General features: G+C 41.7%; 18 protein-coding genes and 1 pseudogene. 2 read left to right on the top strand and 17 right to left on the bottom strand.

Annotation, left to right across the window (positions count from 1 at the left end; genetic code table 11):
- Window positions 1–81 precede the first annotated feature (81 nt).
- From aceA to LIT25_04865, 5 genes are all read right to left on the bottom strand, one after another.
- Window positions 82–1,368 carry an isocitrate lyase gene (aceA, locus tag LIT25_04885; protein ID USK34697.1) on the bottom strand — a complete coding sequence of 429 codons (1,287 nt, stop codon included), beginning with the start codon at window positions 1,366–1,368 and terminating at the stop codon, window positions 82–84.
- A 270-nt stretch (window positions 1,369–1,638) separates the two neighbouring features.
- A complete protein-coding gene (locus tag LIT25_04880; protein ID USK34696.1) occupies window positions 1,639–2,907 on the bottom strand; it encodes a M48 family metallopeptidase in 1,269 nt (422 codons plus the stop codon).
- A 73-nt stretch (window positions 2,908–2,980) separates the two neighbouring features.
- The gene (locus LIT25_04875) at window positions 2,981–3,286 is read right to left on the bottom strand and encodes an AzlD domain-containing protein (protein ID USK34695.1); all 306 of its coding nucleotides are present in this window, start codon (window positions 3,284–3,286) and stop codon (window positions 2,981–2,983) included.
- Window positions 3,276–3,995 carry an AzlC family ABC transporter permease gene (locus LIT25_04870; GenBank protein ID USK34694.1) on the bottom strand — a complete coding sequence of 240 codons (720 nt, stop codon included), beginning with the start codon at window positions 3,993–3,995 and terminating at the stop codon, window positions 3,276–3,278. The genes LIT25_04875 and LIT25_04870 overlap by 11 nt, the downstream gene beginning before the upstream one ends.
- A 17-nt stretch (window positions 3,996–4,012) precedes the next feature.
- Window positions 4,013–4,564: an XRE family transcriptional regulator gene (locus tag LIT25_04865; GenBank protein USK34693.1), complete on the bottom strand. Its 552-nt coding sequence runs from the start codon at window positions 4,562–4,564 to the stop codon at window positions 4,013–4,015.
- Window positions 4,565–4,742: 178 nt separating this feature from the next.
- Between LIT25_04865 and LIT25_04860 the strand changes: the two genes are divergently transcribed.
- The gene (locus LIT25_04860) at window positions 4,743–5,282 is read left to right on the top strand and encodes a short-chain dehydrogenase (GenBank protein ID USK36163.1); all 540 of its coding nucleotides are present in this window, start codon (window positions 4,743–4,745) and stop codon (window positions 5,280–5,282) included.
- Window positions 5,283–5,314: 32 nt separating this feature from the next.
- On the opposite strand, the gene LIT25_04855 is transcribed toward LIT25_04860, so the two are convergent.
- The 4 genes from LIT25_04855 to LIT25_04840 form a co-directional block, all read right to left on the bottom strand.
- On the bottom strand, window positions 5,315–6,085 hold the full coding sequence (locus tag LIT25_04855) for an enoyl-CoA hydratase/isomerase family protein (GenBank protein USK34692.1): 771 nt from the start codon (window positions 6,083–6,085) through the stop codon (window positions 5,315–5,317).
- A 17-nt stretch (window positions 6,086–6,102) separates the two neighbouring features.
- A complete protein-coding gene (locus tag LIT25_04850; GenBank protein USK34691.1) occupies window positions 6,103–7,659 on the bottom strand; it encodes a fatty acid--CoA ligase family protein in 1,557 nt (518 codons plus the stop codon).
- 160 nt (window positions 7,660–7,819) lie between these two features.
- Window positions 7,820–8,809 carry a lipoate--protein ligase gene (locus tag LIT25_04845; GenBank protein ID USK34690.1) on the bottom strand — a complete coding sequence of 330 codons (990 nt, stop codon included), beginning with the start codon at window positions 8,807–8,809 and terminating at the stop codon, window positions 7,820–7,822.
- A gap of 12 nt (window positions 8,810–8,821) precedes the next feature.
- Window positions 8,822–9,562, bottom strand: a complete 741-nt coding sequence (locus tag LIT25_04840) for an MBL fold metallo-hydrolase (protein ID USK34689.1) — start codon at window positions 9,560–9,562, stop codon at window positions 8,822–8,824.
- Between the two features lie 272 nt (window positions 9,563–9,834).
- On the opposite strand from LIT25_04840, the gene LIT25_04835 reads away from it, so the two are divergent.
- Window positions 9,835–9,969 (top strand): YhfH family protein, encoded by a 135-nt coding sequence (locus LIT25_04835; protein ID USK34688.1) that lies wholly within the window; start codon window positions 9,835–9,837, stop codon window positions 9,967–9,969.
- Window positions 9,970–10,137: 168 nt separating this feature from the next.
- Here LIT25_04835 and LIT25_04830 read toward each other — a convergent pair.
- The 8 genes and pseudogenes from LIT25_04830 to LIT25_04795 all read right to left on the bottom strand — a co-directional run bounded on the left by LIT25_04830 (window position 10,138) and on the right by LIT25_04795 (window position 21,790).
- A pseudogene (locus LIT25_04830) lies at window positions 10,138–10,606 on the bottom strand (catalase).
- A 147-nt stretch (window positions 10,607–10,753) separates the two neighbouring features.
- The gene (locus tag LIT25_04825) at window positions 10,754–11,767 is read right to left on the bottom strand and encodes a LacI family transcriptional regulator (protein ID USK34687.1); all 1,014 of its coding nucleotides are present in this window, start codon (window positions 11,765–11,767) and stop codon (window positions 10,754–10,756) included.
- Window positions 11,768–12,065: 298 nt separating this feature from the next.
- Complete coding sequence (locus LIT25_04820; GenBank protein ID USK34686.1) at window positions 12,066–14,543, bottom strand: YhgE/Pip domain-containing protein; 2,478 nt, start codon at window positions 14,541–14,543, stop codon at window positions 12,066–12,068.
- 79 nt (window positions 14,544–14,622) lie between these two features.
- Window positions 14,623–15,195: a TetR/AcrR family transcriptional regulator gene (locus LIT25_04815; GenBank protein USK34685.1), complete on the bottom strand. Its 573-nt coding sequence runs from the start codon at window positions 15,193–15,195 to the stop codon at window positions 14,623–14,625.
- A gap of 129 nt (window positions 15,196–15,324) precedes the next feature.
- Window positions 15,325–16,746 carry a protoporphyrinogen oxidase gene (gene hemY / locus LIT25_04810; protein USK34684.1) on the bottom strand — a complete coding sequence of 474 codons (1,422 nt, stop codon included), beginning with the start codon at window positions 16,744–16,746 and terminating at the stop codon, window positions 15,325–15,327.
- Between the two features lie 51 nt (window positions 16,747–16,797).
- A complete protein-coding gene (hemH, locus tag LIT25_04805; GenBank protein ID USK34683.1) occupies window positions 16,798–17,736 on the bottom strand; it encodes a ferrochelatase in 939 nt (312 codons plus the stop codon).
- A gap of 70 nt (window positions 17,737–17,806) precedes the next feature.
- Window positions 17,807–18,868, bottom strand: coding sequence for a uroporphyrinogen decarboxylase (gene hemE, locus LIT25_04800; GenBank protein ID USK34682.1), 1,062 nt, complete (start codon window positions 18,866–18,868; stop codon window positions 17,807–17,809).
- 780 nt (window positions 18,869–19,648) lie between these two features.
- A complete protein-coding gene (locus tag LIT25_04795) occupies window positions 19,649–21,790 on the bottom strand; it encodes a PBP1A family penicillin-binding protein (protein USK34681.1) in 2,142 nt (713 codons plus the stop codon).
- Window positions 21,791–21,873: the final 83 nt, after the last annotated feature.

The following is a 21,873-nucleotide window of genomic DNA, read 5'->3' as shown; positions in this document are numbered from 1 at the left end:
GCCTGAATAGCAGTTCTTTCTCACCCTAGGACGAGAACACAAAAAAAAAGCTGCCGCAATGTGCTGCGGCAGCTTTCTGTATTAAGATTGAGTTGACGTGAACTGCTCTTCTTCTGTTGAACCTTTTAATGCAGTTGTGGAAGAAGTTCCGCCTGTGATGGTTTGTGATACTTCATCAAAGTAGCCTGTACCGACTTCACGCTGATGTCTTGTTGCTGTATAGCCGTATTGCTCACTTGCGAATTCAGCCTGCTGCAGCTCAGAATAAGCAGCCATGCCATGATCACGGTACTTTCTGGCAAGCTCGAACATGCCGTAGTTTAGTGCATGGAAGCCGGCAAGAGTGACGAACTGGAATTTGTAGCCCATTTTAGCGATTTCTTTTTGGTACTGGGCAATTGTCTTTTCATCTAATTTTTTCTTCCAGTTAAAAGATGGTGAACAGTTGTAGGCAAGCAGCTTGCCTGGGAATTTCGCATGAATGGCATCAGCAAACTTCTGCGCTTGCTCTAAGTTCGGCTCTGACGTTTCGCACCAGACTAAGTCTGCATACGGAGCGTAAGCGAGTCCGCGTGCAATTGCCTGATCAATGCCGGCAGCAGTGCGGAAGAAGCCTTCCGGTGTGCGCTCACCTGTAATAAATGCCTGATCTTCAGGATCTACATCACTTGTGATTAAGTCAGCTGCATCCGCATCTGTTCTTGCAATGATTAATGTTGGAACGCCCATAACGTCAGCTGCAAGACGTGCTGATATTAAATTCTTTACAGCTGTTTGTGTCGGCAGCAATACCTTTCCGCCGAGGTGACCGCATTTTTTCTCAGATGATAGTTGATCTTCGAAATGAACCGCCGCTGCTCCAGCTTCAATCATTCCTTTCATTAATTCAAATACGTTCAGCTGTCCGCCGAAGCCAGCTTCTGCATCAGCAATAATCGGAGCGAACCAGTCGATGTTTCCTCCTCCCTCAAGATGCTGAATTTGATCGGCACGCTGAAGAGCCTGATTGATTCGTTTTACAACCGACGGCACACTGTTTGCCGGATATAAACTTTGATCCGGGTACATGTGTCCTGAAAGGTTTGCATCAGCCGCTACCTGCCAGCCGCTTAAATAAATCGCTTTCAATCCTGCCTTTACTTGCTGAACTGCCTGATTTCCTGTAAGTGCACCCAGTGCATGTACATAATCTTCCGTCTGCAGCAGGTTCCAGAACTTTTCAGCACCCCTGCGTGCAAGTGTATGTTCAATATCAATCGAACCGCGAAGACGAATTACTTCTTCCGCTGTATATGGTCTTTCTACTCCGTTCCATCTTGCATCCATTTCCCAATTCTCTTTTAATTTTTGCACTCTTTCGTTTGTCATTTCCTGAACCCTCCAATAGTTTGTTTAGTTTGTTATAATACAGTTAATATTTTATATTATTAATATATAACAGATTAATTGAAAATGGAATCATTTTCTTTTAAATTTTTTGAATTTTTTTATTTTTGGTGTTTAAATGATTGATAGAATGGGATTTCCAAGGTTAGTGTATTGGAGTTTATTGGTTGTCTTCTGGTGAAAAGACAGCCCATTTTACGGCGAAAAATAAAAACAGCGCTTCTCCTCAGGGAGACAGCGCTGTTACTATTTTTACTTATCAGGATTTTTGCTTCCCCACTCTTCAAGATAGGTAATCCGCTCAAGAATCGTTGGATGGCTGTATCTGAAAATTTTCACCAGTCCAGGCGGATTCACCTGGCTTAAGCCTGCTTTCGTCAATTCCTGGAACGTATTGACGGCTGCTTCCGGATTTTCAGTCATTTCAATAGCGTATAGATCCGCGTCCTTTTCCTGATGGCGCGAAATGATGTTGGAAAATGGATTTGAGGCGAAGGTGAGCATCCCAAGGAGCATCAGAAACAACGGCAACGAAGCAAGCTGCTGTTTTTCGGTGATATTGAGAATATGCCCGAACCGCCTGATCGTAAAATTCATTAACCGGTTGATCAGATATAACCCAATAAGGGTTAGAACAAGGTAGCCGGCTATTCCGACGTAAATATGCTTCATAACGTAATGTCCCATTTCGTGTGCCATGATAAACAGGATTTCGTCTTCACTCAGCTTATTTAACGTTGTATCCCAGAGGACAATTCGGGAATTGTCTCCAATTCCGGTTACATAGGCGTTTAGCGCATTTGTTTTTTCAGACATGTTCACTTCAAACACATGCTCTGCCGGGATATCCGCTTTTTCCGCTATAGCAAGGATTTTCGCCTCAAGCTCTTTATTTTTTAACGGGGTAAAATCATTGTAAAGCGGATCAATTAACACAGGCTGTATAAACATTAAGAACAGACTGAATGGAATCGACAAAATCCAGGCAAAAAGCCACCACTTCCCGGAAAACTTGCGGATAAGACTATACAGTACAGCAACAATTAAAATCATAAATGCATAATTGACCCAGAAATCAATGATTTGATCTTTCATCCACCCAGTAAAGGCTTGCGTTGTAATGTGGTAAGAAAGCGAGATCTTGTATCGCAGCCATTCAATTGGAAATGCACAAAGTGCCACGATAAAAGAAAGCCAAAACACATATACCGCTGTCTGAATCACAAAGAAGCGTGAAATGCCTTCAGACCAATGCTGTATTTTTTTAGAAAATCCTATTACAAGAATGACGAAGAAGATAAACCATTCAAATGGCGCAGTGACAAAATAGAGAAAATCCCTCAAACTGGAATATTCGCCTGACAGTTCCAGCTCACGACTGTTCATAAACGTATTTGGGTCCGCAGAGCCCCCCTGAAATTGAGTTGGAAGGGCGGAATCTGCTCCCATATAGATATACCAATAAACAAACAGGCCATACAAGAAGTAAATAAGGACTGATACAGTCAGCCATTTGCGCATGATGATGCCCCCTCGAACAAGCTCTTTGTATAAGTGTAGTTCAGGACAAAGAGAGTTAGAACTAAAATTCAGGTTAAAACAAGAGTCCGTATACAATCAGCGTCAGGATTGAGCTCATCACGACGACAATGACATTGACACCGAGATATGCAGCGGCAAAAGCCGAAATGGCCCCAATGATTCCAAACCAGATATCTTCCTGGATAAGAAAAACACCAGGTACAATCAATGCGCCAAGGGTCGCATACGGAACATTTCTTAATACATTTTGTACAAAAGGAGGCAATTCAATTCCGCTTAGAGCCACCAGAGGGATCATTCTTGGCAAATAAGTGACGACTGCCATGCCGATGATCATCATCATGACATTACTGATCATTGCGCTTCTCCTCCTTAGGATAGATCATTTCGATCAGAATAGCTGAAAGCAGCGTAGATAAAACAATTGCCCATCCAGTTGAAAGCAGGCCAGTCAGGTAAATAAACGAATGAATGACCCCGGCAGCTGATGCTAAAAATACAACTTTCCGCTGTTTTTTCATAGAAGGAACTAAAAGCCCGATAAACATCGCATATAATGCAACAGACATACTTTCCTGCAGTGTTTCCGGCAAATTGGCGCCGATCAGATGTCCAACGCCTGAAAACACTACCCAGCTCGAGTAGGAAATGAAAATGAGCCCAAACATATAACCCGCTGATACATTTCCCTCTTTCATAGAAGCAACCGAAAATGTTTCATCTGTAATCCCAAATGAATACAGCGCTTTTTTCCACAAACTGTCTTCCTCGACCTTTTCATTTAATGAGGCCGACATCAAAAAATGCCGGATATTCACGATAAAAGTAGTAAAAATAATTTCAAAGACCCCGGTTCCTGCTGCTATCAGACTTAGCGATATGTATTGTGCAGCACCTGCAAAAACGAAAATACTCATTAAGACGGTTTCTGAAAGAGTGAGTCCAGTATCACTTGCAAGAAGCCCAAATGTTATAGCTACAGGCATATAACCAATTGCAATGCTGAGACCGGCTGTTAATCCTTCTGAAAAATGTGACTGTTTTCTCAAAAATGCTGTTGTTGCCATCCTACTCCCTCTCTTCTTTACGGATAATAAATCAGCAGAAAACAGTTTGCGGCCACATCCGCTTTGTTTTCATAAACATGCTCCCGATTAGCGGTGAATTTGATGGAGTCTCCTTTTTTCAGCTCATAACGCTCTTCTCCAATGGAAACGGCCATTTCACCTTCACTTACAAATAGATATTCTTCAACTCCGCTTAGATGCTGCTCTGATACATGCTTGCATCCCGGAAGCAGCTCAAGCAGAAAAATTTCAAATTTCTTCTGCTGATCATAAGGAAAATAGGAAAAGACATTATATAATTCATTCAAATCCTGAATTGCTGTTTTATCTGTCCTGCGTACAACCGCAACATTAGTCTGTTCTTCTTCTACCAGAGACGAAAAAGAAACGCCAAGTCCGTTCGCAATTTTCCAGAGCGTATTAACGGTTGGACTTGATTGGCCTTTTTCAATTTGGGCAAGCATGCCTTTGCTCACTCCCGTAACGGCTGAAAGCTGATCAAGACTGTACTGCCGCATTTTACGGACATTTTTTAAATTGATGCCAATTTGTTCCTGCAGTGATTTCATAAGTTCTCCCTTTTAACTTGTTTGTTTTATATAGTATACATTCGTATTATATTTTGAACAATATAGAAATAGTAATATTCTGATTTTTAAGACTGAAGTCCAAGGAACTCTCCATCTATCTCTCGATTCTTTAAACCTGAATACAGTCTATTGTTAAGAAGAGGGGTGGATAAAGGCGATAAATCATTCTCATGTATTAGTTGTTGGCGGAACAGGTATGCTTGCAGATGCATCCGTCTGGCTTGAACAGCATGCAGAAAAAGTATCGGTTATAGGGAGAAAGCAGCATAAACACAGGAAGCTGCAGGAAAGAATGAAGAAATTGAACAGTTTGATTGTGGATTATGTTGACAAAGAAGACCTAAGACAGCACATAAAAATAGCGATTGAAAGATATGGCCCAATCACACTTGTTGTCAGCTGGATTCATTCTTACGCTTCTGAAGTATTAGACATCATTTCCGGGGAAGTCTCAAAATCGGCAGTTAGATGGCGGCTGTTTCATATTCAAGGAAGCAGCAGTCACTTAGAGAAAAGAGCAGTTGATGTAATGCCAAACTGTTTATATCGTTCGATCCTTCTTGGATTTGTTTTAGAAGCAGATGGTTCGAGGTGGCTGACAAATAAAGAAATTGGCGAAGGAGTCATAAAAAGTATAGAAGAGGATATTAAAGATACGGTAATCGGCATCATGGAGCCATGGGAAAAAAGGCCATAGAAAAAGCGGCCAGGCATTTGACCGCTTCCTTTTTATTTCCCTTTAAAAACAGGCTTTCGTTTTTCGCTGAAAGCCGCTAAAGCTTCAACACGGTCTTCGGTTGGGATCGTTACTTCATAAGCCTTGCGCTCAATATGCAAGCCTGTCTGAAGGTCTGCATTCATCCCCTGTTTGATTGCAAATTTAGCCTGCTGCAGAGCGATTGGCCCATTTCTGAGAATCTCTTCTGCAAGCTCTACTGAAGCTGCTATGACATCAGGAGCTGTCTTTGAAACAAGACCATACTCCAGTGCTTGCTTGGAAGTAATTTTGCGGGCAGTTAAAATAAGCTCAAGCGCTTTAGCCTCGCCGATAATGCGCGGAAGACGCTGCGTTCCCCCTGCACCAGGAATGATGCCAAGGCCTGTTTCGGTCAGCCCGACAGACGTGCCTTCTGCTATCAGCCTGAAATCACATGACAAAGCAAGCTCCATGCCCCCGCCGAATGCATAACCGTTGATGGCTGCAATGGTGGGCTGAGGGAGAGCATCGATTTTAGTGAATACCTCTCCTATTTTATATAGGTTCCGCTTTACCTGCTGATCGGTCAGAGTCTTTCTCTCTTTCAGATCGGCTCCTGCACAAAATGCTTTTTCCCCTGCCCCTGTAAAAATGACCGCCCTTACATCAGGGTTCGTGCGAATATCTTCAACTGCTTCCTCAAGCTCAAGCAAAGTGTCATAGTTAAAGCAGTTGAATACCTCCGGACGATTTAGCATCACAACGGCAAGGTTTTTTTCTACTGTGTATAAAATGTTGGTCAAAACAGATTTCCTCCCGACTATTTTTGAAGGACTTGATCTTTTAGCGCCCTGCGTAAAATTTTCCCCGTTGTATTTTTAGGGAGTTCTTCTAAAAACTCAATGGAACTTGGAACTTTATACTTAGCTAAGTGTTCGCGGCAATATGCTTTTAATCCTTCTTCTGTCAGCGATTGATCTTTTAAAACAACAAAGCATTTCACAGCTTCCCCCTGGTCAGGATCCGGAACGCCGACAACGGCCGCTTCCACTACTCCGGGATGATTGTATAGCACTTCCTCGACTTCGCGCGGATAAACATTGTATCCGCCAACAATCACCATATCTTTTTTGCGGTCAACAATGGTAAAGTAGCCTTCCTCATCCATCGTGGCCAGATCCCCTGTATAAAGCCAGCCGTCCCGGATTATATGGGATGTTTCCTCAGGCATTTTATAATACCCCTTCATGACATTCGGCCCTTTTACAATCAGTTCGCCGACTTGCCCAGGAGGGACTTCTTCGCCTAATTCATTTACTACTTTATTTTCGACATTTAGAATGTTCGTGCCGATTGAGCCTGCTTTGCGCGGACGGTCAAGCGGATTAAAGCACGTAACAGGAGAAGCCTCAGATAAACCGTAGCCTTCAGAAATCACGACCTTAAACTTCTGCTCAAATCCTTTTAATAGAGCAACCGGCATGGATGCTCCCCCTGAAATGCAGAGTCTGAGAGACTGTAAATCGTTTGCATCTCCCGCCTCATGCTGCAAAAGGAAATTATACATCGTCGGCACACCCGCAAATACAGTAGCCTTATAGGTTTTAATCAGCTTAAAAACTTCAGCAGGACTGAAGCGCGGCACGATTAACAGTGTTGCGCCGCTGATCAGCGGCGCATTCAGTGAAACCGTCAAACAAAAAACATGGAACATTGGCAGTGTCGCTACCACCTTATCCCCATCATTCATTTTCAAATAAGACCCTATATCTTTCGCATTGCTGTATAGATTCTTGTGAGTAAGCATTGCACCCTTAGGCTTACCTGTTGTGCCTGATGTATATAAGATGACGGCAACATCTTCTTCTGAAAGGATGACTTCTTCTGGCTCAGACACAGATGAAGCAAGTAAACTTGTAAACGATTTCAATTTTGTGCTGATTGAGAGAGCCGAAACATCCAATCCTGATTTAGCATCAGATGGAGGAGTTTCGCAAGAGATGATATGTTCCGCCATTGGCAAAACATCATTCATTTTTTCAAATAAAGGCAGCAGCACATCAAGGGTTACAATTGTTTTTACATCACCATTGTTTAAAATATACCCGATTTCATCTGGTGTGTAGATTGGATTGATTGGAATAACTGTAGCACCAGCCCTCATTGCTCCATATAGTGATATAACAAAATATGGTGAATTTCCAAGCACAAGAGCAAGGTGATCCCCTTTTTTCACTCCGAGCTTCTGCAGACCATCGGCAAATTTGCTGATTAAAACATCCAGTTCCCCATAGGATGTTTCCTTCCCCTCAAAGATAAACGCCGGCTTGTCTCTATACGTTTTTGCGGATAAAGACAACTGTGATAATAAATTCATTCTCCCACCCCTTGTAAAAATGAATGAACAACCACTCATTTTCAAAAAATTTAAAACTATAAGTCTATTATATTTTATGGAACAGAAATTCTCAAGAAACTGCTCGCCTAAATTATTTCAAAAAAAAGATGCCCGATTTTTCGGACATCCCTTACTTGCATTAATACAGCAGCTCGATAAATTGATCTTTTTCTACGTTTCCAAAATAGTGTTTGATATCAACATCCTTGAGAGCCATTTCAATTGATGAACGATCATATTGAAGACCTTTTAAGCGGTTTTCAATTTCTTCAACATCTCCGACTCCAAAGAAATCGCCGAAGATTTTGCAGTGTTCAATCCTGCCTTTATGAACTTCCAGACGGATATCAATTTGGCCGATAGGAAAACGGTTTGAGTGCTGAAGATTAAAGGCTGGCGATTTGCCGTAATTCCAGTTCCAGTTTTGATAGCGTTCTTTTGAGAGTTCATTGATCTTTTCCCAATCAGATTCTGTCAGTTTATACTGGGGAATTTCGCCATCTGTATCAAATATATAACGGAGAATGATTTCTCTGAATTGTTCAATCGTGATTTTTTCTTCAAGAAATTCGCTGATGTTTGCTACCCTGCTGCGAATCGATTTTATGCCTTTGGATTCAATCTTGTCTTTTTTCACCTTTAAAGCGGAAACAACATTTTCCATCTCTGAATCAAACAGAAGTGTGCCATGGCTGAACATTCTGCCTCTCGCCAAGAACTGAGCGTTGCCGGATATTTTTCTGCCTTCAGCTAAAATATCATTCCTTCCGCTAAGCTCTGCATCTACTCCAAGACGTTTTAATGCACGGGTCACAGGTTCAGTGAATTTTTTGAAATTGTGAAAGCTGTCTCCATCGTCTTTCGTAATAAAGCTGAAATTCAAGTTTCCAAGATCGTGGTAAACCGCTCCGCCCCCTGATAATCTGCGGACAACATGCAGCCCTTGATCTTCTACATATTTCGTATTAATTTCTTCTATTGTATTTTGATTCTTCCCAATGATGATTGAAGGTTCATTAATATAGAAAAGCAGGTAAGTTTGTTCAGGATCTAAATTTTTCAGGCAATACTCTTCGATCGCCAGATTTATTCTTGGATCCGTAATCCCTTGATTATCGATAAATAGCATTTTTTGTTCCTCCTAATTTTCCTGTGTCCACTGTAAGCCGGAAGCAGCAAGGCGGACAGGGCCTTTATAAATGGTCTTGGCTTCTGCAACTAAGTCCAAATGATTACCGAAATGCGGCAAATGAGTAAGCATTAATTCCTTTACGGAAGCGCGGTTCGCCAGGTTTGCTGCATCGAAGCTATTCATATGGCCTGCACCCGACCCATCCATCTCTCCGTAAAAATTGCACTCGCATAGAAGCAGGTCGGCATTTTCCGAAAAGGGAATAAACTCCTCGATGAAGCTTGAGTCAGCTGTATAAACGACTTCTGAAGCACCATCTGAAATCCTCATTGCAAAGCAGTCAACAGGATGCTTTGTTTTTAAAAAACGAATGGTGAAAGGACCAATTTGAACCTGTTCATTTGGATTATAAGCCTTCCCTATTGTTGCGTCTTTATATGTAAGTCTTGCAAATTCCTTCTGATCGACAGCATGTCCATAGATCGGCAGTGCTTTATTGCTCTTTTTTAAATACGCAGCAATCAGCCTTGCAAATTGCAGAGGTCCCACATCTGAAATATGGTCATGGTGATAGTGGGAAAGAATGACAGCATCAAGCTCTTCAGGCTTCACATAATTCTGCAGCTTTGATAAAACAGCACTTCCGCAGTCTACAAGCAGCCTAAACCCGTCAGATTCAAAAAGATATCCTGATGACGCCTCATTAACAGCAGGATACCCGCCCCAAAAACCAACAACTGTTACCTTCATGACAAACCTCCCATATTTTTTTCCTTCTATCAATATACCCATTTTCATCAGAAAAGCGCAAGCGCCTTGGTCAGCTCCGACAGGCAGATAAGGATCCAGAGAAAAAGTCCGGTTTTCCGAGAGTCAGGAGCTTGACAAGTATGCACGAAAATTTATACTTTATCAATTTCAAAGAAAAGGGCATGTTTTATGATATTGTTACAAAACAGATGTTGACATGTTGCCATCTGTTATAATACAATGATATTAACAACAACTTGGAGGGGATACCAATGTTAGTTAAAATGACTGAATTTTTCAAAAACCTGCCTGCAAAGAAATGCTTAGAGTGCGGGGATAAAATTGAAGAACAGCATGAGTGTTATGGCAACACATGCGATAAATGCATGAAAATTAATCACATTTAACCTTCGTTCATCCTAACAATGCCTATATTTATAGAAAGAACCTTGTGTTCTTTCTCTTTTTTTATGCACAAAAAGACACTGATTTCTCAGTGTCTCCTCCGCTATTCTAAACCTCTCTATCCCAGTGGCGATGCTCGGCTGCAGCTGTAATGCCTCAGGCGTCTACTTCGCATCCTGAATGAAGAAAACCGGAATGTTATTTCCGACTAGATCATAATTTCCTTCTTCCGTATAAAACTTCGTTGCAAATCCCCTTACATCCCTTACTGTATCACCTGAACCCCTGGAGCCCGCCACCGTTGAAAAACGGACAAATACAGGCAGATGGATCCTGAAGAAATTTAGCTTTTGTGAACTCTTTCATCGGCTCGTAAACCTGAAAATAACAATGAGCCCCATAGCCCATAGCATGCACAATTCTTTCAGGAATGCGCTCATGATCGAAATGAGTCATCTTTTCCCTGAAATGAAAATCTTCCATAAGTGTTGGGCCCCTGACACCCGCTTTCAAAGAATGCTCATCATCTGAAACACGCAGCCCCTGATTCGTTGTCAGCTTTTTTCCCGTATCATCCACCCGGTATGCTTCTAACTGTTCGTCCTTGCTGTTTTTAGAATGATTGTCCAATTGATTCATTCCTTCCGTTCTATTATATTTACTCTATTGAATTACCAAATATTTTCGACAATAAAACCCTCCTTAGAGTTATTCTCCATCCATCAAAAAAGACACTGCTTTAATCAGTGTCCTTTAAGTGCTCTATTCAAGATTGTTATTTACCAGCTAAACTTTCGCCAAGTTTTTGATCACTGTCGAATCCCTGACGATAAGCTTCAGAGGAAACTGATAAATTTCATGAGAATGATAGATTTTCCTGTTGATATTATCAATCATCACATCCATTGCTTTTTTAGCCATTTCTCCAACTGGCTGCTGAACTGTTGTAATCATTGGATCAAGCAGTTCAGTAATCGCCTGGTTATCAAAGCCCACGACGGCAAGCTCCTCCGGAACGTTCCATCCATTCTTCTTTGCTTCAGAAATGATTCCTGCTGCTACTTCATCAGCACCAGTAAAAACAGCTGTAGGCTTCTCATTCAGCTCTTTTAATTCATGGAAAACTCTCTTCCCGTCTTCAATATTAAATGCGTCTCTGAACGCGGCTTTTTCGTCAAAAGGCAGTCCTGCTTCTGCCAAGGCTTGTTTAAATCCTCTTTCCCGATCTTTTGCAACATTGCTTCTGTGGCCTCCGCAGCAATAAGCAATATGTCTGTGTCCCTGATCAATCAAGTGCTTTGTCGCTATGTAGCCTCCAAATGCCTGATCTAATCTGATCATAGGGACTTTTGCATTCTCTTCAAACTCATTGCATAATACGATTGGGCCGTACTCCATATACGGTTCGATTTTGCTCCAGTCATTTTCAAGGGATGCAAGGATGACGCCATCAACCTGTTTTGTTTTAAGCAGGTTTAAATATTTAAGTTCTTTAGTTTTGGAATATTGTGTCTGGCAGACAATCAGCTGATAGTTTCTTTCAGACGAAGCAATCTCCAATGACTCAATGAACTGGCTGAAAAAAGGATTAAGAACTCTTGGAATAAACACAGCTATAATTTCAGTTTTTTGATTGCGAAGACTTCTGGCAGAAGAATTAGGCACATAACCAAGCTCTTCCATCGCTTCTAATACAACCCTTTTTTTAGATTCAGATACATACGGATGGTTGTTGATGACTCGTGATACAGTGGTCCTTGACAGTCCTGCAAGTCTGGCAACATCCTCAATTGTAGACACTTGCTTTCCCCCTCATCTCGCGAACGAATGGTGTCCCTATAAAAATGAAATCGTTCTCATTCCCCATTATATTTCAAAATGTAAGGGCTTTCAATATATAAAAAGATTGACTGTTTCTGCACTTATCGTTTAATAATTATTCTTTGACTTCTTCTTAACCCTTTTAAATGATTTGTTTAAAAACAGAGGCTGCCCTCTAACCGTCAATTTTCAATACAAAAAGCATTTGTGCTCGCAAACCACCCTGAATATTTCCAGAAAAAAACGCCTAAAGCATATCGCTTTAGACGTTTTTTCATTAGGAAGCGGCCTCTTCTAATTCTTCTCTTTTATTCTTTCTTAAAGCAAAGAAGAAATAAACAATTGTACCTATCATCATAGCACCGATAAAGATAGCCAAGATTCCTGCCTGCTGCCACATGAAGGCGAAGTCACCAGATGAGATGACTGCTTTGAAGCCTGAGACTGAGTAGGTCATCGGCAGCCATGCGTTAAAAATCTGCAGCTCATTTGGAATCAGTTCAAGCGGGAATGTTCCTGCGCTTGTTGTAAGCTGTAAAATCAGAATGATGATCGCAACAAATCTTCCCGGATCACCTAATGTTGTAACTAAGAATTGTACAAGTGTAATAAATGTAAGACTCGTAATAATACTGAACAGGATAAAATATGGAACACTTTGTACTTCAATGTTTAATCCATATAATAAGACCGCATCTGCGAGCAATGCCTGAATCACGCCAACGACTGCGAGAATGCCGAACTTGCTCATAAACCATCCGATTGCACTTTTAGGTTCTCCAGCCGCTTGTCTCAATGGGAATACAATTGAAAGCAGCAATGCCCCAACAAATAAACCAAGTGACAAAAAGTAAGGTGCGAAGCCTGTTCCATAGTTAGGAACCGCATTTACTTTTTCATCTTTCACTTTTACAGGATCGGAAATCATGTCATACGTCTTATCTGATCCGCCAGTGTCTTTTGTCTCTTCTGCAGCTTCTCCAAGTTTAGATGATAGCTCCCCTGTTCCTTCTGACAGTTTGCCAACACCTTCATCTACTTTGCCGGCACCGAAAGCAAGCTGATTCGTACCGTCTTGAATGGCGGATGAACCATCTGCAAGTTTCGAAATTCCTGAGTTGAGTTCACCGCTTCCTGCTGCAAGCTTGGCAGATCCTGCTTTTGCTTCGGCAAATTTCTGATTAAATGTTTCTAAACCGTCCGTCAGCTTCTTTTGGCCGGTTAAAAGCTTGACAGAACCATCGTATAAAGCTTCTTGACCTGAAACAAGCTGATCTAAGGCAGTCTCAACTTGATTTTGACCTGCAGCAAGCTGTCCGGATTTTTCTGATAGAGTAGCTGCACCTTTTTCAAGCTTACTTGCTCCTGCTGAAATCTCCCCGGATTTTTCAGATAATGTCGCTACACCATTTTCAAGCTCACTTGCTCCCGCTGAAAGATTTCCGGATTTTTCCGAAAGGACAGCCGCACCATTTTCAAGCTTACTTGCTCCTGCTGAAAGCTCTCCAAGACTGCTTTCAAGCTTCTTGCTGCCTTGTGATAATTGATTTACACCTTTTGCTGCCTCAATCAATCTTTGTTTCTCTGCTTCTGGCAATGGCAGCTTTTCAATTTGAGGAAGCAATACAGCCAGCTGATCATTTAATGAAGATAATCCCGCAGATAGCTCTGCAGCTCCTGCTTGTGCGGCTTGATTTCCCTCAGAAAGCTGATTTAAGCCGCCTGACAGTTCTCCTGCACCAGCTGATAATGCTTTACTGCCATCAGTAAGCTGATTTAAACCGCTTGAAAGTTCTCCTGCACCAGCTGATAAAGCTTTGCTTCCATCAGCCAGCTGATTTAAACCGCCTGACAGCTCACCTGCACCTTCGCTGAGCTTCGCTGAACCGTCTGTTAACTTCGGAGCTGACTCCTGCATCTTTTTCATACCTGATAAAGATGAACCTAGACCTTCATTCAGTTTAACAGTGCCCTCTTCTGCTTCAGCAGAACCGCTGTACAGCTGCTTTCCCCCATTCTGCAATTGCCCAAGCCCGCTGTCTAAATCATTAATACCTGCTGCTAATTCTTTCGAACCGGCAGATGCATCATTAAGTCCATTTTTAAAACTGATTGACTTCTCTGCCAATGCTTGAAGGTTTTCCTTCAGTTTGAAAGAGCCGTCTTTTAAATCTCCAACGCCATTATTTATCTCGCTTGCACCGTCACTTGCCTGACCGATGCCATCTGCAAGCTTGTCGATGTTTTCGAAAATGCTTTCAGCGTACGTCTTTGTCAGAGTATTTGAAACCTCTTCTTTTATTTGAGCAACAGCCGATCCGCCAATTTGCCCTGATAAAAAGTTAAAGCCTTCATTTGGAACGTATTTTAATTCCAGGGACTGAGGGTTTTCATCCATTAAAGTTGTAGCATTTTTAGAAAAGTCATCTGGAATTTCAATCATCATATAATATTGTTCATTTTCAAGACCTTTTACTGCTTCATCCTTTGATACAAAATCCCATTTAAATTCAGGATTATCTTTTAAATTATCAACAAGGTCTGAACCAATTTTCAATTCAGTTCCTTCGTAGTCAGCGCCAGTATCTTCATTTACTACTGCAACAGGCAGCTGATCTAATTGTTCATATGGATCCCAAAAAGCCCAAAGGAACATTCCGGCGTACATCAGCGGAATAAATAAAACAGCGAGTACAGGAATTAGAACTTTTTTGTTGGAAACTAAGGCTCTCCATTCTTTCGCTATTAAGCTCATTCAAAAATCTCCTCCTATAAATATACATATTGACTAATTTGTTCATTTGGTCAATTCTGTTTAAAAAAATGAGGACCATCTATTTTGACAATCCCTTTAATAAGTAAAGCTGAAAAAGATCTGCTATTTCCGCTTTTTCGAGCGGTTCGTGATTTTTTTCCCAATCGAAAATAAGGGAAATGTAAAGCTTTACCATGACGAATGCCGTTACTTCAGGATTGCATTCCCGGAGCTCGCCTTTTGCAATTGCATCTTCTATCTTTGATGCAATAAATTGCAGAATCATTTTCTCAAGGCGCTGCACAACCTCCTGGACGGCAGGAGTGCCAACATCTGAACTTTCTTGAAAGATTTTGATCGTGAATTGATGTTTTTTCCGAAATTCAAGCAGGCTGTAAAGAGCACGATGTACATTTTCGAAAAAAGGCAGATCATCATCCATTGCTTTTTCTGCTTCTATTTTCATTTCAGCAAGAAGCGTAGTAACAATTTCATCAAAAAGTTCTTCCTTGTTTTTGAAAAAAGTATAGATGGTCCCTTTGCCCACGTTGGCAAGCTTTGCGACAGAGTCCATCGTTGTAGCCTTATAGCCAAATTGTGTAAACGACCTCTTTGCAGCCTCCACAATCAAATGTTTTCGATCAATGCTCAACTGCCTAACCTCCATTCGAAATGACCAAATGACAATTTAGGTCAATTAGTACAGAAACAAATATATCACATGAATTTCCCACAATCAAGATTTAAATAAATGAATCATCAAAAAAAAACAACTCTCTTATTAAAGAGTTGCCTTTTTAAGATAGTCCAATGCATTAGCAACAGCCATTTTTCCCTGATCAATACAATCCGGGATTCCTACACCGGAAAAGGAAGCACCTGCTAAAAACATTCCTGGATATGAATTCATGATTTTTGTTTTCACCTCAAGAATTTCTTCCAGATGACCGACGTTATATTGCGGCATCGATTCTTTCCATCTTGAAACGACGGTGAAATCCGGTTTTTTATCAATCTTCATGATTTTGTTTAAATCCTCTAAAACAGCAGCAATAATTTCATGATCAGGCTGCTCCACAATCGCCTGATCACCAGCTTTTCCTACATATGCCCGGATCAGCGCTTTGCCTGCCGGTACCGTATGAGGCCATTTTCGGTGAGTCCATGTACATGCAGTAATCGTGTAATCACCATTTCTGGAAATAACAAATCCTGTGCCATTCCCTGCAATATCAATGTCTTCTTCAGGGAAAGCCATGGCAACAGTAGCGACCGATGTTGAGGGCATTTCCTGCATGTATTGATAATTTTCTTTATCAGGCAGCATGTTCGCGGTCTGCTGATGAGGAGTTGTGATAATAAGGGAATCAGCTTCAATAATCTCCCCATTGCTTAACCGGAGAATATATCCAGCGGTAGTTTTTGCAATGCTTTCTACTTTAACGCCTTTTAAAATCTTTGTATCTGTTAGCTTGCTTTCTGCGGCATCCACCAAACTCTGCAGTCCGCCTTTTACGGTTTGAAAAATACCTTTTTTTCGGGCTGGTTCATGTTTTTGGTTCGATGCAGGCAGTCCTTTTTTCATACCAAGTATCAAGCTGCGGTGATCCTGCTCCACTTTATGAAATTGCGGAAAAGTTGACATTAAACTCAGCTTGTCTATATCCCCTGCATAAATCCCTGAAAGGAGAGGTTCGATCAGATTTTCTACAACTTCATTCCCGAGACGTCTTCTAAAAAAATGACCCAGTGATTGATCACCCGTTTCCCGTTTCGCAGGAAGGATAAAATCACCTGCAGCTCTTGCTTTCCCCAGAATGGAAAATAACCCTGTCGTAACAAATGGAAGGATTTGTGTAGGGATTCCCATTACGGCGCCTGACGGTATTGGATGCAGCCGATCTCCTGCAAGGACATATGATCGTCCTGTTGCATTGTTTACAAGCTCTGACTGGAGTCCAACATCTTTAACAAACTGCGGTGCACTTGCTTTTCTTTCTAGAAACGAGTCAGGTCCGCGTTCAATGATAAATCCATCTTTATGGACAGTCTGAATTTTACCGCCAAGTCTTGGACTTGCTTCAATCAAGATTGACTCTGCGTGCAGGTTGTTTTCCTGTATTTCTTTTTGCAAGTAAAATGCCGCGGATAATCCAGTTATCCCTCCGCCAATGATGACAACTTTCTTTTTCTTGTCAGTCATTGTTTATCGCCTTCTTTTTTGTTTACTTTTAGTCTCTCCACAGAAAGAGCCTTACTTTTTCATAGATAGTTCTTTTAAAACAACCGTTGCCAGACAGTCGATGAATTCGTCTTTGGCATTTGGCATTTCCGGTCTGTAATACTTGGCGCCAAGTTCGTCTGCAACAACTTTACATTCATAATCATTATCAAATAAAACCTCTAGATGATCCGCAACGAAACCTGCTGGTATATAGACAAACGTTCGGTATCCTTTTTGTTCATATAGATCTCTTGTTAAGTCCTGTACATCTGGTCCAAGCCAAGGTTCAGGTGTATTTCCCGCACTTTGCCAGCCGATCTCATAGTTTTCAATGCCTGCTGCTTCTGCGATCAGATCAGCTGTTTCCTTAAGCTGATTAGGATATGGATCTCCCGCTGCGATAATCTTTTCAGGCAGGCTGTGTGCAGATACAATTAAAACAGCTTTTTCTCGTTCTTCTGAGGTCATTAATGCATATGTTTCTTTTACTTTTTTCGTCCAGTAATCAATAAATTTAGGCTCTTTATACCAGCTCTCAACAGATGTAATCTCTAGTCCGCCCAGATTTTCCGCTTCCTGCTTTGCCCGCCCATTATATGATTTGATGCTGAAAGTAGAGAAATGAGGCGCAAGCACGATGCTGACGGCTTCTTCAATGCCATCTTCTTTCATTTGCTTCACTGCATCTTCAACAAAAGGCTCAATATGTTTAAGTCCCAGGTACATTTTAAATTGCACTTCATCCTGAATAGCATTTAAATGTTCTTCAAGGGACTTGGCTTGATCCAATGTAATTTTAGCAAGAGGAGAAATGCCGCCAATCGCCTCGTAGCGGTCCTTTAAATCCTGCAGCATTTCAGGAGCAGGCGGACGGCCGTGTCTAATATGTGTGTAATAGCGTTCAATGTCTTCCTCTTTATATGGTGTTCCGTATGCCATAACGAGCAGACCCATTGTTTTCTTTGTCATTTTCCTACTCCTCTTTGGTTAGTTATAAGATCTAGTCTTATTTTGCCATTACTCAGGGCAAGATTCCAAATCAGATGCTCTCCGCACGCTTGGCAGTTTTTGTATAATCATGAATAAAACCTGTTAATCTTCTGAGAACATCCGGACTGACAGAAGGGAAAACACCATGTCCAAGGTTAAAAATATAACCGTCCTGCTTCATTCCCTGATCAAGAATGTTTTTAGCACGTTCTTCAATCACTTCCCAAGGCGCAAGAAGGATTGCAGGATCCAGATTTCCCATTAACGTTTTTGTCAGTCCCATAGAGCGGGCCTGATCTACCTGCAGTCTCCAATCAAGACCGACTACATCAAGCGGCAGGTCGTGCCATTCATGTGCAAGATGACTTGCTCCCACACCAAACATAATCATCGGAACATTTTCTTCCTTCATTGAAGTGAAAATGCGTTTCATTACAGGTTTAATAAAATAACGATAATCCGATTCATTTAATGCTCCGACCCATGAATCAAAAATTTGAATCGCTTTTGCCCCTGCTTTAATTTGAGCCTTCAAGTAAATGATGGTCATGTCTGCAAGCTTATCCATAAGCGCAAACCAAGCTTTCGGCTCTGCGTACATAAATGCTTTTGTTTTGTTGTAGCTTTTAGACGGTCCGCCTTCAATCATGTAGCTTGCCATTGTAAATGGAGCTCCCGCAAACCCGATTAATGGAACATTCAATTGCTCTGTTGTCAGCAATTTAATCGTATCCAGCACATATGGAATGTCGCTTTCAGGGTCGATTTCGCCAAGCTTTTCAACGTCTGACAGCGATCTAATTGGATTATCTATTACAGGACCAATGCCAGACTTGATTTCTACATCTACCCCAATCGATGGAAGCGGTGTCATGATATCCTTATATAAAATAGCCGCATCTACACCATACTGCTCAACCGGCAATCTCGTGACATATGCACAAAGCTCGGGCTGATGTGTAATCTCAAACAGACTGTATTTTTCTTTAATAGCACGGTACTCAGGCTGCGATCTTCCTGCCTGCCTCATATACCATACAGGAACATGATCTGTTTTTTCACCTCTGCACGCCCTAAGGAATGTATCATTAAACTGCTTTGTATCCGTCATAAATCCTCAAATCCACCTTTCTATGTAAAACAAACACGCTATCCTAAGTTTTTGCTTCTTACACTATAACTGTTTCAATCTTGCTTGTATAGATTTCACAATTAAATGTCAAAAAATTGACGTAAACACCGAAAAGCGGAGCCGACTGGTCAGACTCGGGCAGACAGATAAGAATTCACCCGAAAAGTCCGGGTTTGACTTTTTGGGGGAATTTGTTCTGGCCGAGGGGCTAGGAGGCAGAGCTGGACAACACCGAAAAGCGGAATCGCCCGTTTAGCTCCGACAGACAGATAAGAATTCACCCGAAAAGTCCGGGTTTGACTTTTTGGGGGAATTTGTTCTGGCCGAGGAGCTGGGCGATGGAGCTAGACAAAACCGAAAAGCGGAATCGCCCGTTTAGCTCCGACAGACAGATAAGAATTCACCCGAAAAGTCCGGGTTTGACTTTTTGGGGGAATTTGTTCTGGCCGAGGGGCTAGGAGGCAGAGCTGGACAAAACCGAAAAGCGGAATCGCCCGTTTAGCGCAGGCAGACAGATAAGGATCCGCCAGCAAAGGCGCTTTTGCCTTTGCTGGCGGAGCCGTTCTGGCCGAGGAGCTGGGCGATGGAGCTAGACAAAACCGAAAAGCGGAGCCGACTGGTCAGACTCGGGTAGACAGATAAGGATCCGGCAGAAAAGTCCGGGTTTGACTTGACTGCCAGATCCTTTAAGGGCTTAGCGCAAAAACCAAACATCTGCCGCAAAATTAAATCTAAAAAAAACTGAAATACTGCCTGCTATTAAGGAGCTGATGTAAATAGTTTTGGTTTTACAGGTTTTGAGCCTTTGCCTTCTTGTTCAGTTTGCTCATTATAAGGAACAACTTTATAGGAAGCCTCTGAGAAAAGGTTAGAATAAGGGATTTCATATGAATCTTTTCCTTTAACATAGCCAACAAGCCTGTCCTCATTTCCTATTGTTTCATAAATCCTGTAGACGACACGATCATCCTCCTGAGCTTGCCAGTTCAGTGTGACGGTGAATAAACCAAGCGGCTTGAATGTATATTTTGCGTCAACCGCACCCAGGTTTTTCAGTCTGATTGGTTCTTCCAAATCCTCTACATCTTTTGGAAGGCTGAACGCAACATCCTGATCTATCGAAGTATTCATCAAAATTTCTTTAAAAAGTCTCGTTGGATAGGAACTGCCATGTGTTAGATGCTGCTCCCTATTTGTCTTATCGTAGCCCATCCAGAGAGCACCTGAGACTTTCGGGGTGTAGCCTACAAACCATGCATCTTTAACAGCGCCTTTTTTATCGACATAAGAGGTTGTTCCTGTTTTTCCGGCAAGCTCACCTTCGTACGAACCTGTCTGTCCTGTTCCGTCGTTAACAACCTCTTGAAGCATCCTCGTCATATTCCATGCAGTCTGGGAAGAAAAGATACGCTTCTTCTCTAGTTTCACTTCACCAATTCTATTTGACTCACGGTCCTCTATCTTTTGGATAACAAACGGCTCACTATAAACTCCATACTCAGCAAAAGATCTGTAGGCATTTGCAAGCTGCAGGGGTGAAACCCCGTCCTTTAATCCGCCGAGGGCAATCGAAAGACCGTTATCTTCTATTGAAAAACCCGACTTCTCGAGGTACTTCTTGCTTTTTGAAATGCCTATTTCATTTAATGCCCATACAGCTGGAGCATTTTTAGAAGCAGCAATAGCGTCATACATGGTTACTTCTTCATCATATTGCTGATCTTTATTTTTGGGCTGATACCCGTTATATGAAGCCGGTTTGTCCTCAAGAAGAGAATATGGGCCGAATTCTTCTTCCTCCATCGCCGGGGCATATACGGCAAGCGGCTTAAAAGTTGAACCCGGCTGTCTTTTAGCATTGACGCGATTAAACCCTTTTTGTGTATAATTTCTGCCTCCGATCGCAGCCAGAACCCCGCCGGTTTTATTATCAAGAAGGACAAATGCTCCTTCTGCATGCTGATCTGTTCCCGGAAAATATTCTTCTTTTTTGAACAGCTCGTAGGCTGTTTCCTGCATTTCCGTATTTATAGGGACCGTGACCGTATAGCCTCCCCGCATTAATTCTTCATTAGATAAAGCATATCTTTCTTTCGCTTCGTCCATGACCATATCAATGTATGTTGTAAGCCATGGCGTTTCGGATTCTTCCGAGATGTTTAAACCCAGCGTCTTCCCTTGTGAGCGGACAACTTCTTCAGGTGTCAGATAATTCTGATCGCCCATCAAACTTAAAATCGTATCACGGCGCTCTTTGCTTTTTTCAGGATGAAGAATCGGGGAATAATTCGAAGGTGCTTTTGGTAGACCCGCAAGCATTGCTCCTTCTTCGACTGACAGATCCTTTGCATCCTTATTGAAATAATAAAGTGCAGCGCTTTGAATGCCATATGCACCGTGACCGAAATACACCTGATTTAAATACATTTCAAGCAGTTTATTCTTACTGTATTTATTTTCAAGACTCATGGCGATGGCAGCTTCTTTTATTTTTCTTAAAAGAGACTTCTCGTTAGAGAGAAACGTATTTTTTGCAAGCTGCTGAGTAATTGTGCTTCCGCCCTCTACTTTCTGGCCTGCAATCAAATCTTTATACAAAGCTCTTGTTATAGCCTTCATATCGATTCCATTATGTTCATAAAACCGTTTATCTTCTACAGCAATAAATGCATGGCGTACATGTGCCGGAATCTCTTTTATCGTGACAGGCTCGCGGTTCTGCAAATACAGCTCTGCAACCTCGTTGCCTTTTAAATCCACTAAAGTAGTTGTCGAATCCATAACTAGCTTTTTCTCATCAATTGAATAATCGCCGATCACTAAAATAAGCAGGTAGACTGCAAAAGAAATAATAGCTGTTGAAAGCGCAACAGTTGCTGAAAGAATGATTTTTTTCCGCACGTCATCACCTACAATTCGTTTAATTTAGATTTAATTTAGATAAGCTTATTATTGTTAAAAAAAGGAATGAATATGTACAATGG

The sequence above is a fragment of the Bacillus sp. F19 genome (assembly GCA_023823795.1).
In the GTDB taxonomy this organism is placed as follows: Bacteria; Bacillota; Bacilli; order Bacillales; family Bacillaceae; genus Bacillus_P.
Note: the sequence above shows the minus strand (reverse complement) of the source record. Positions and strands in the feature narration are given on the sequence as shown.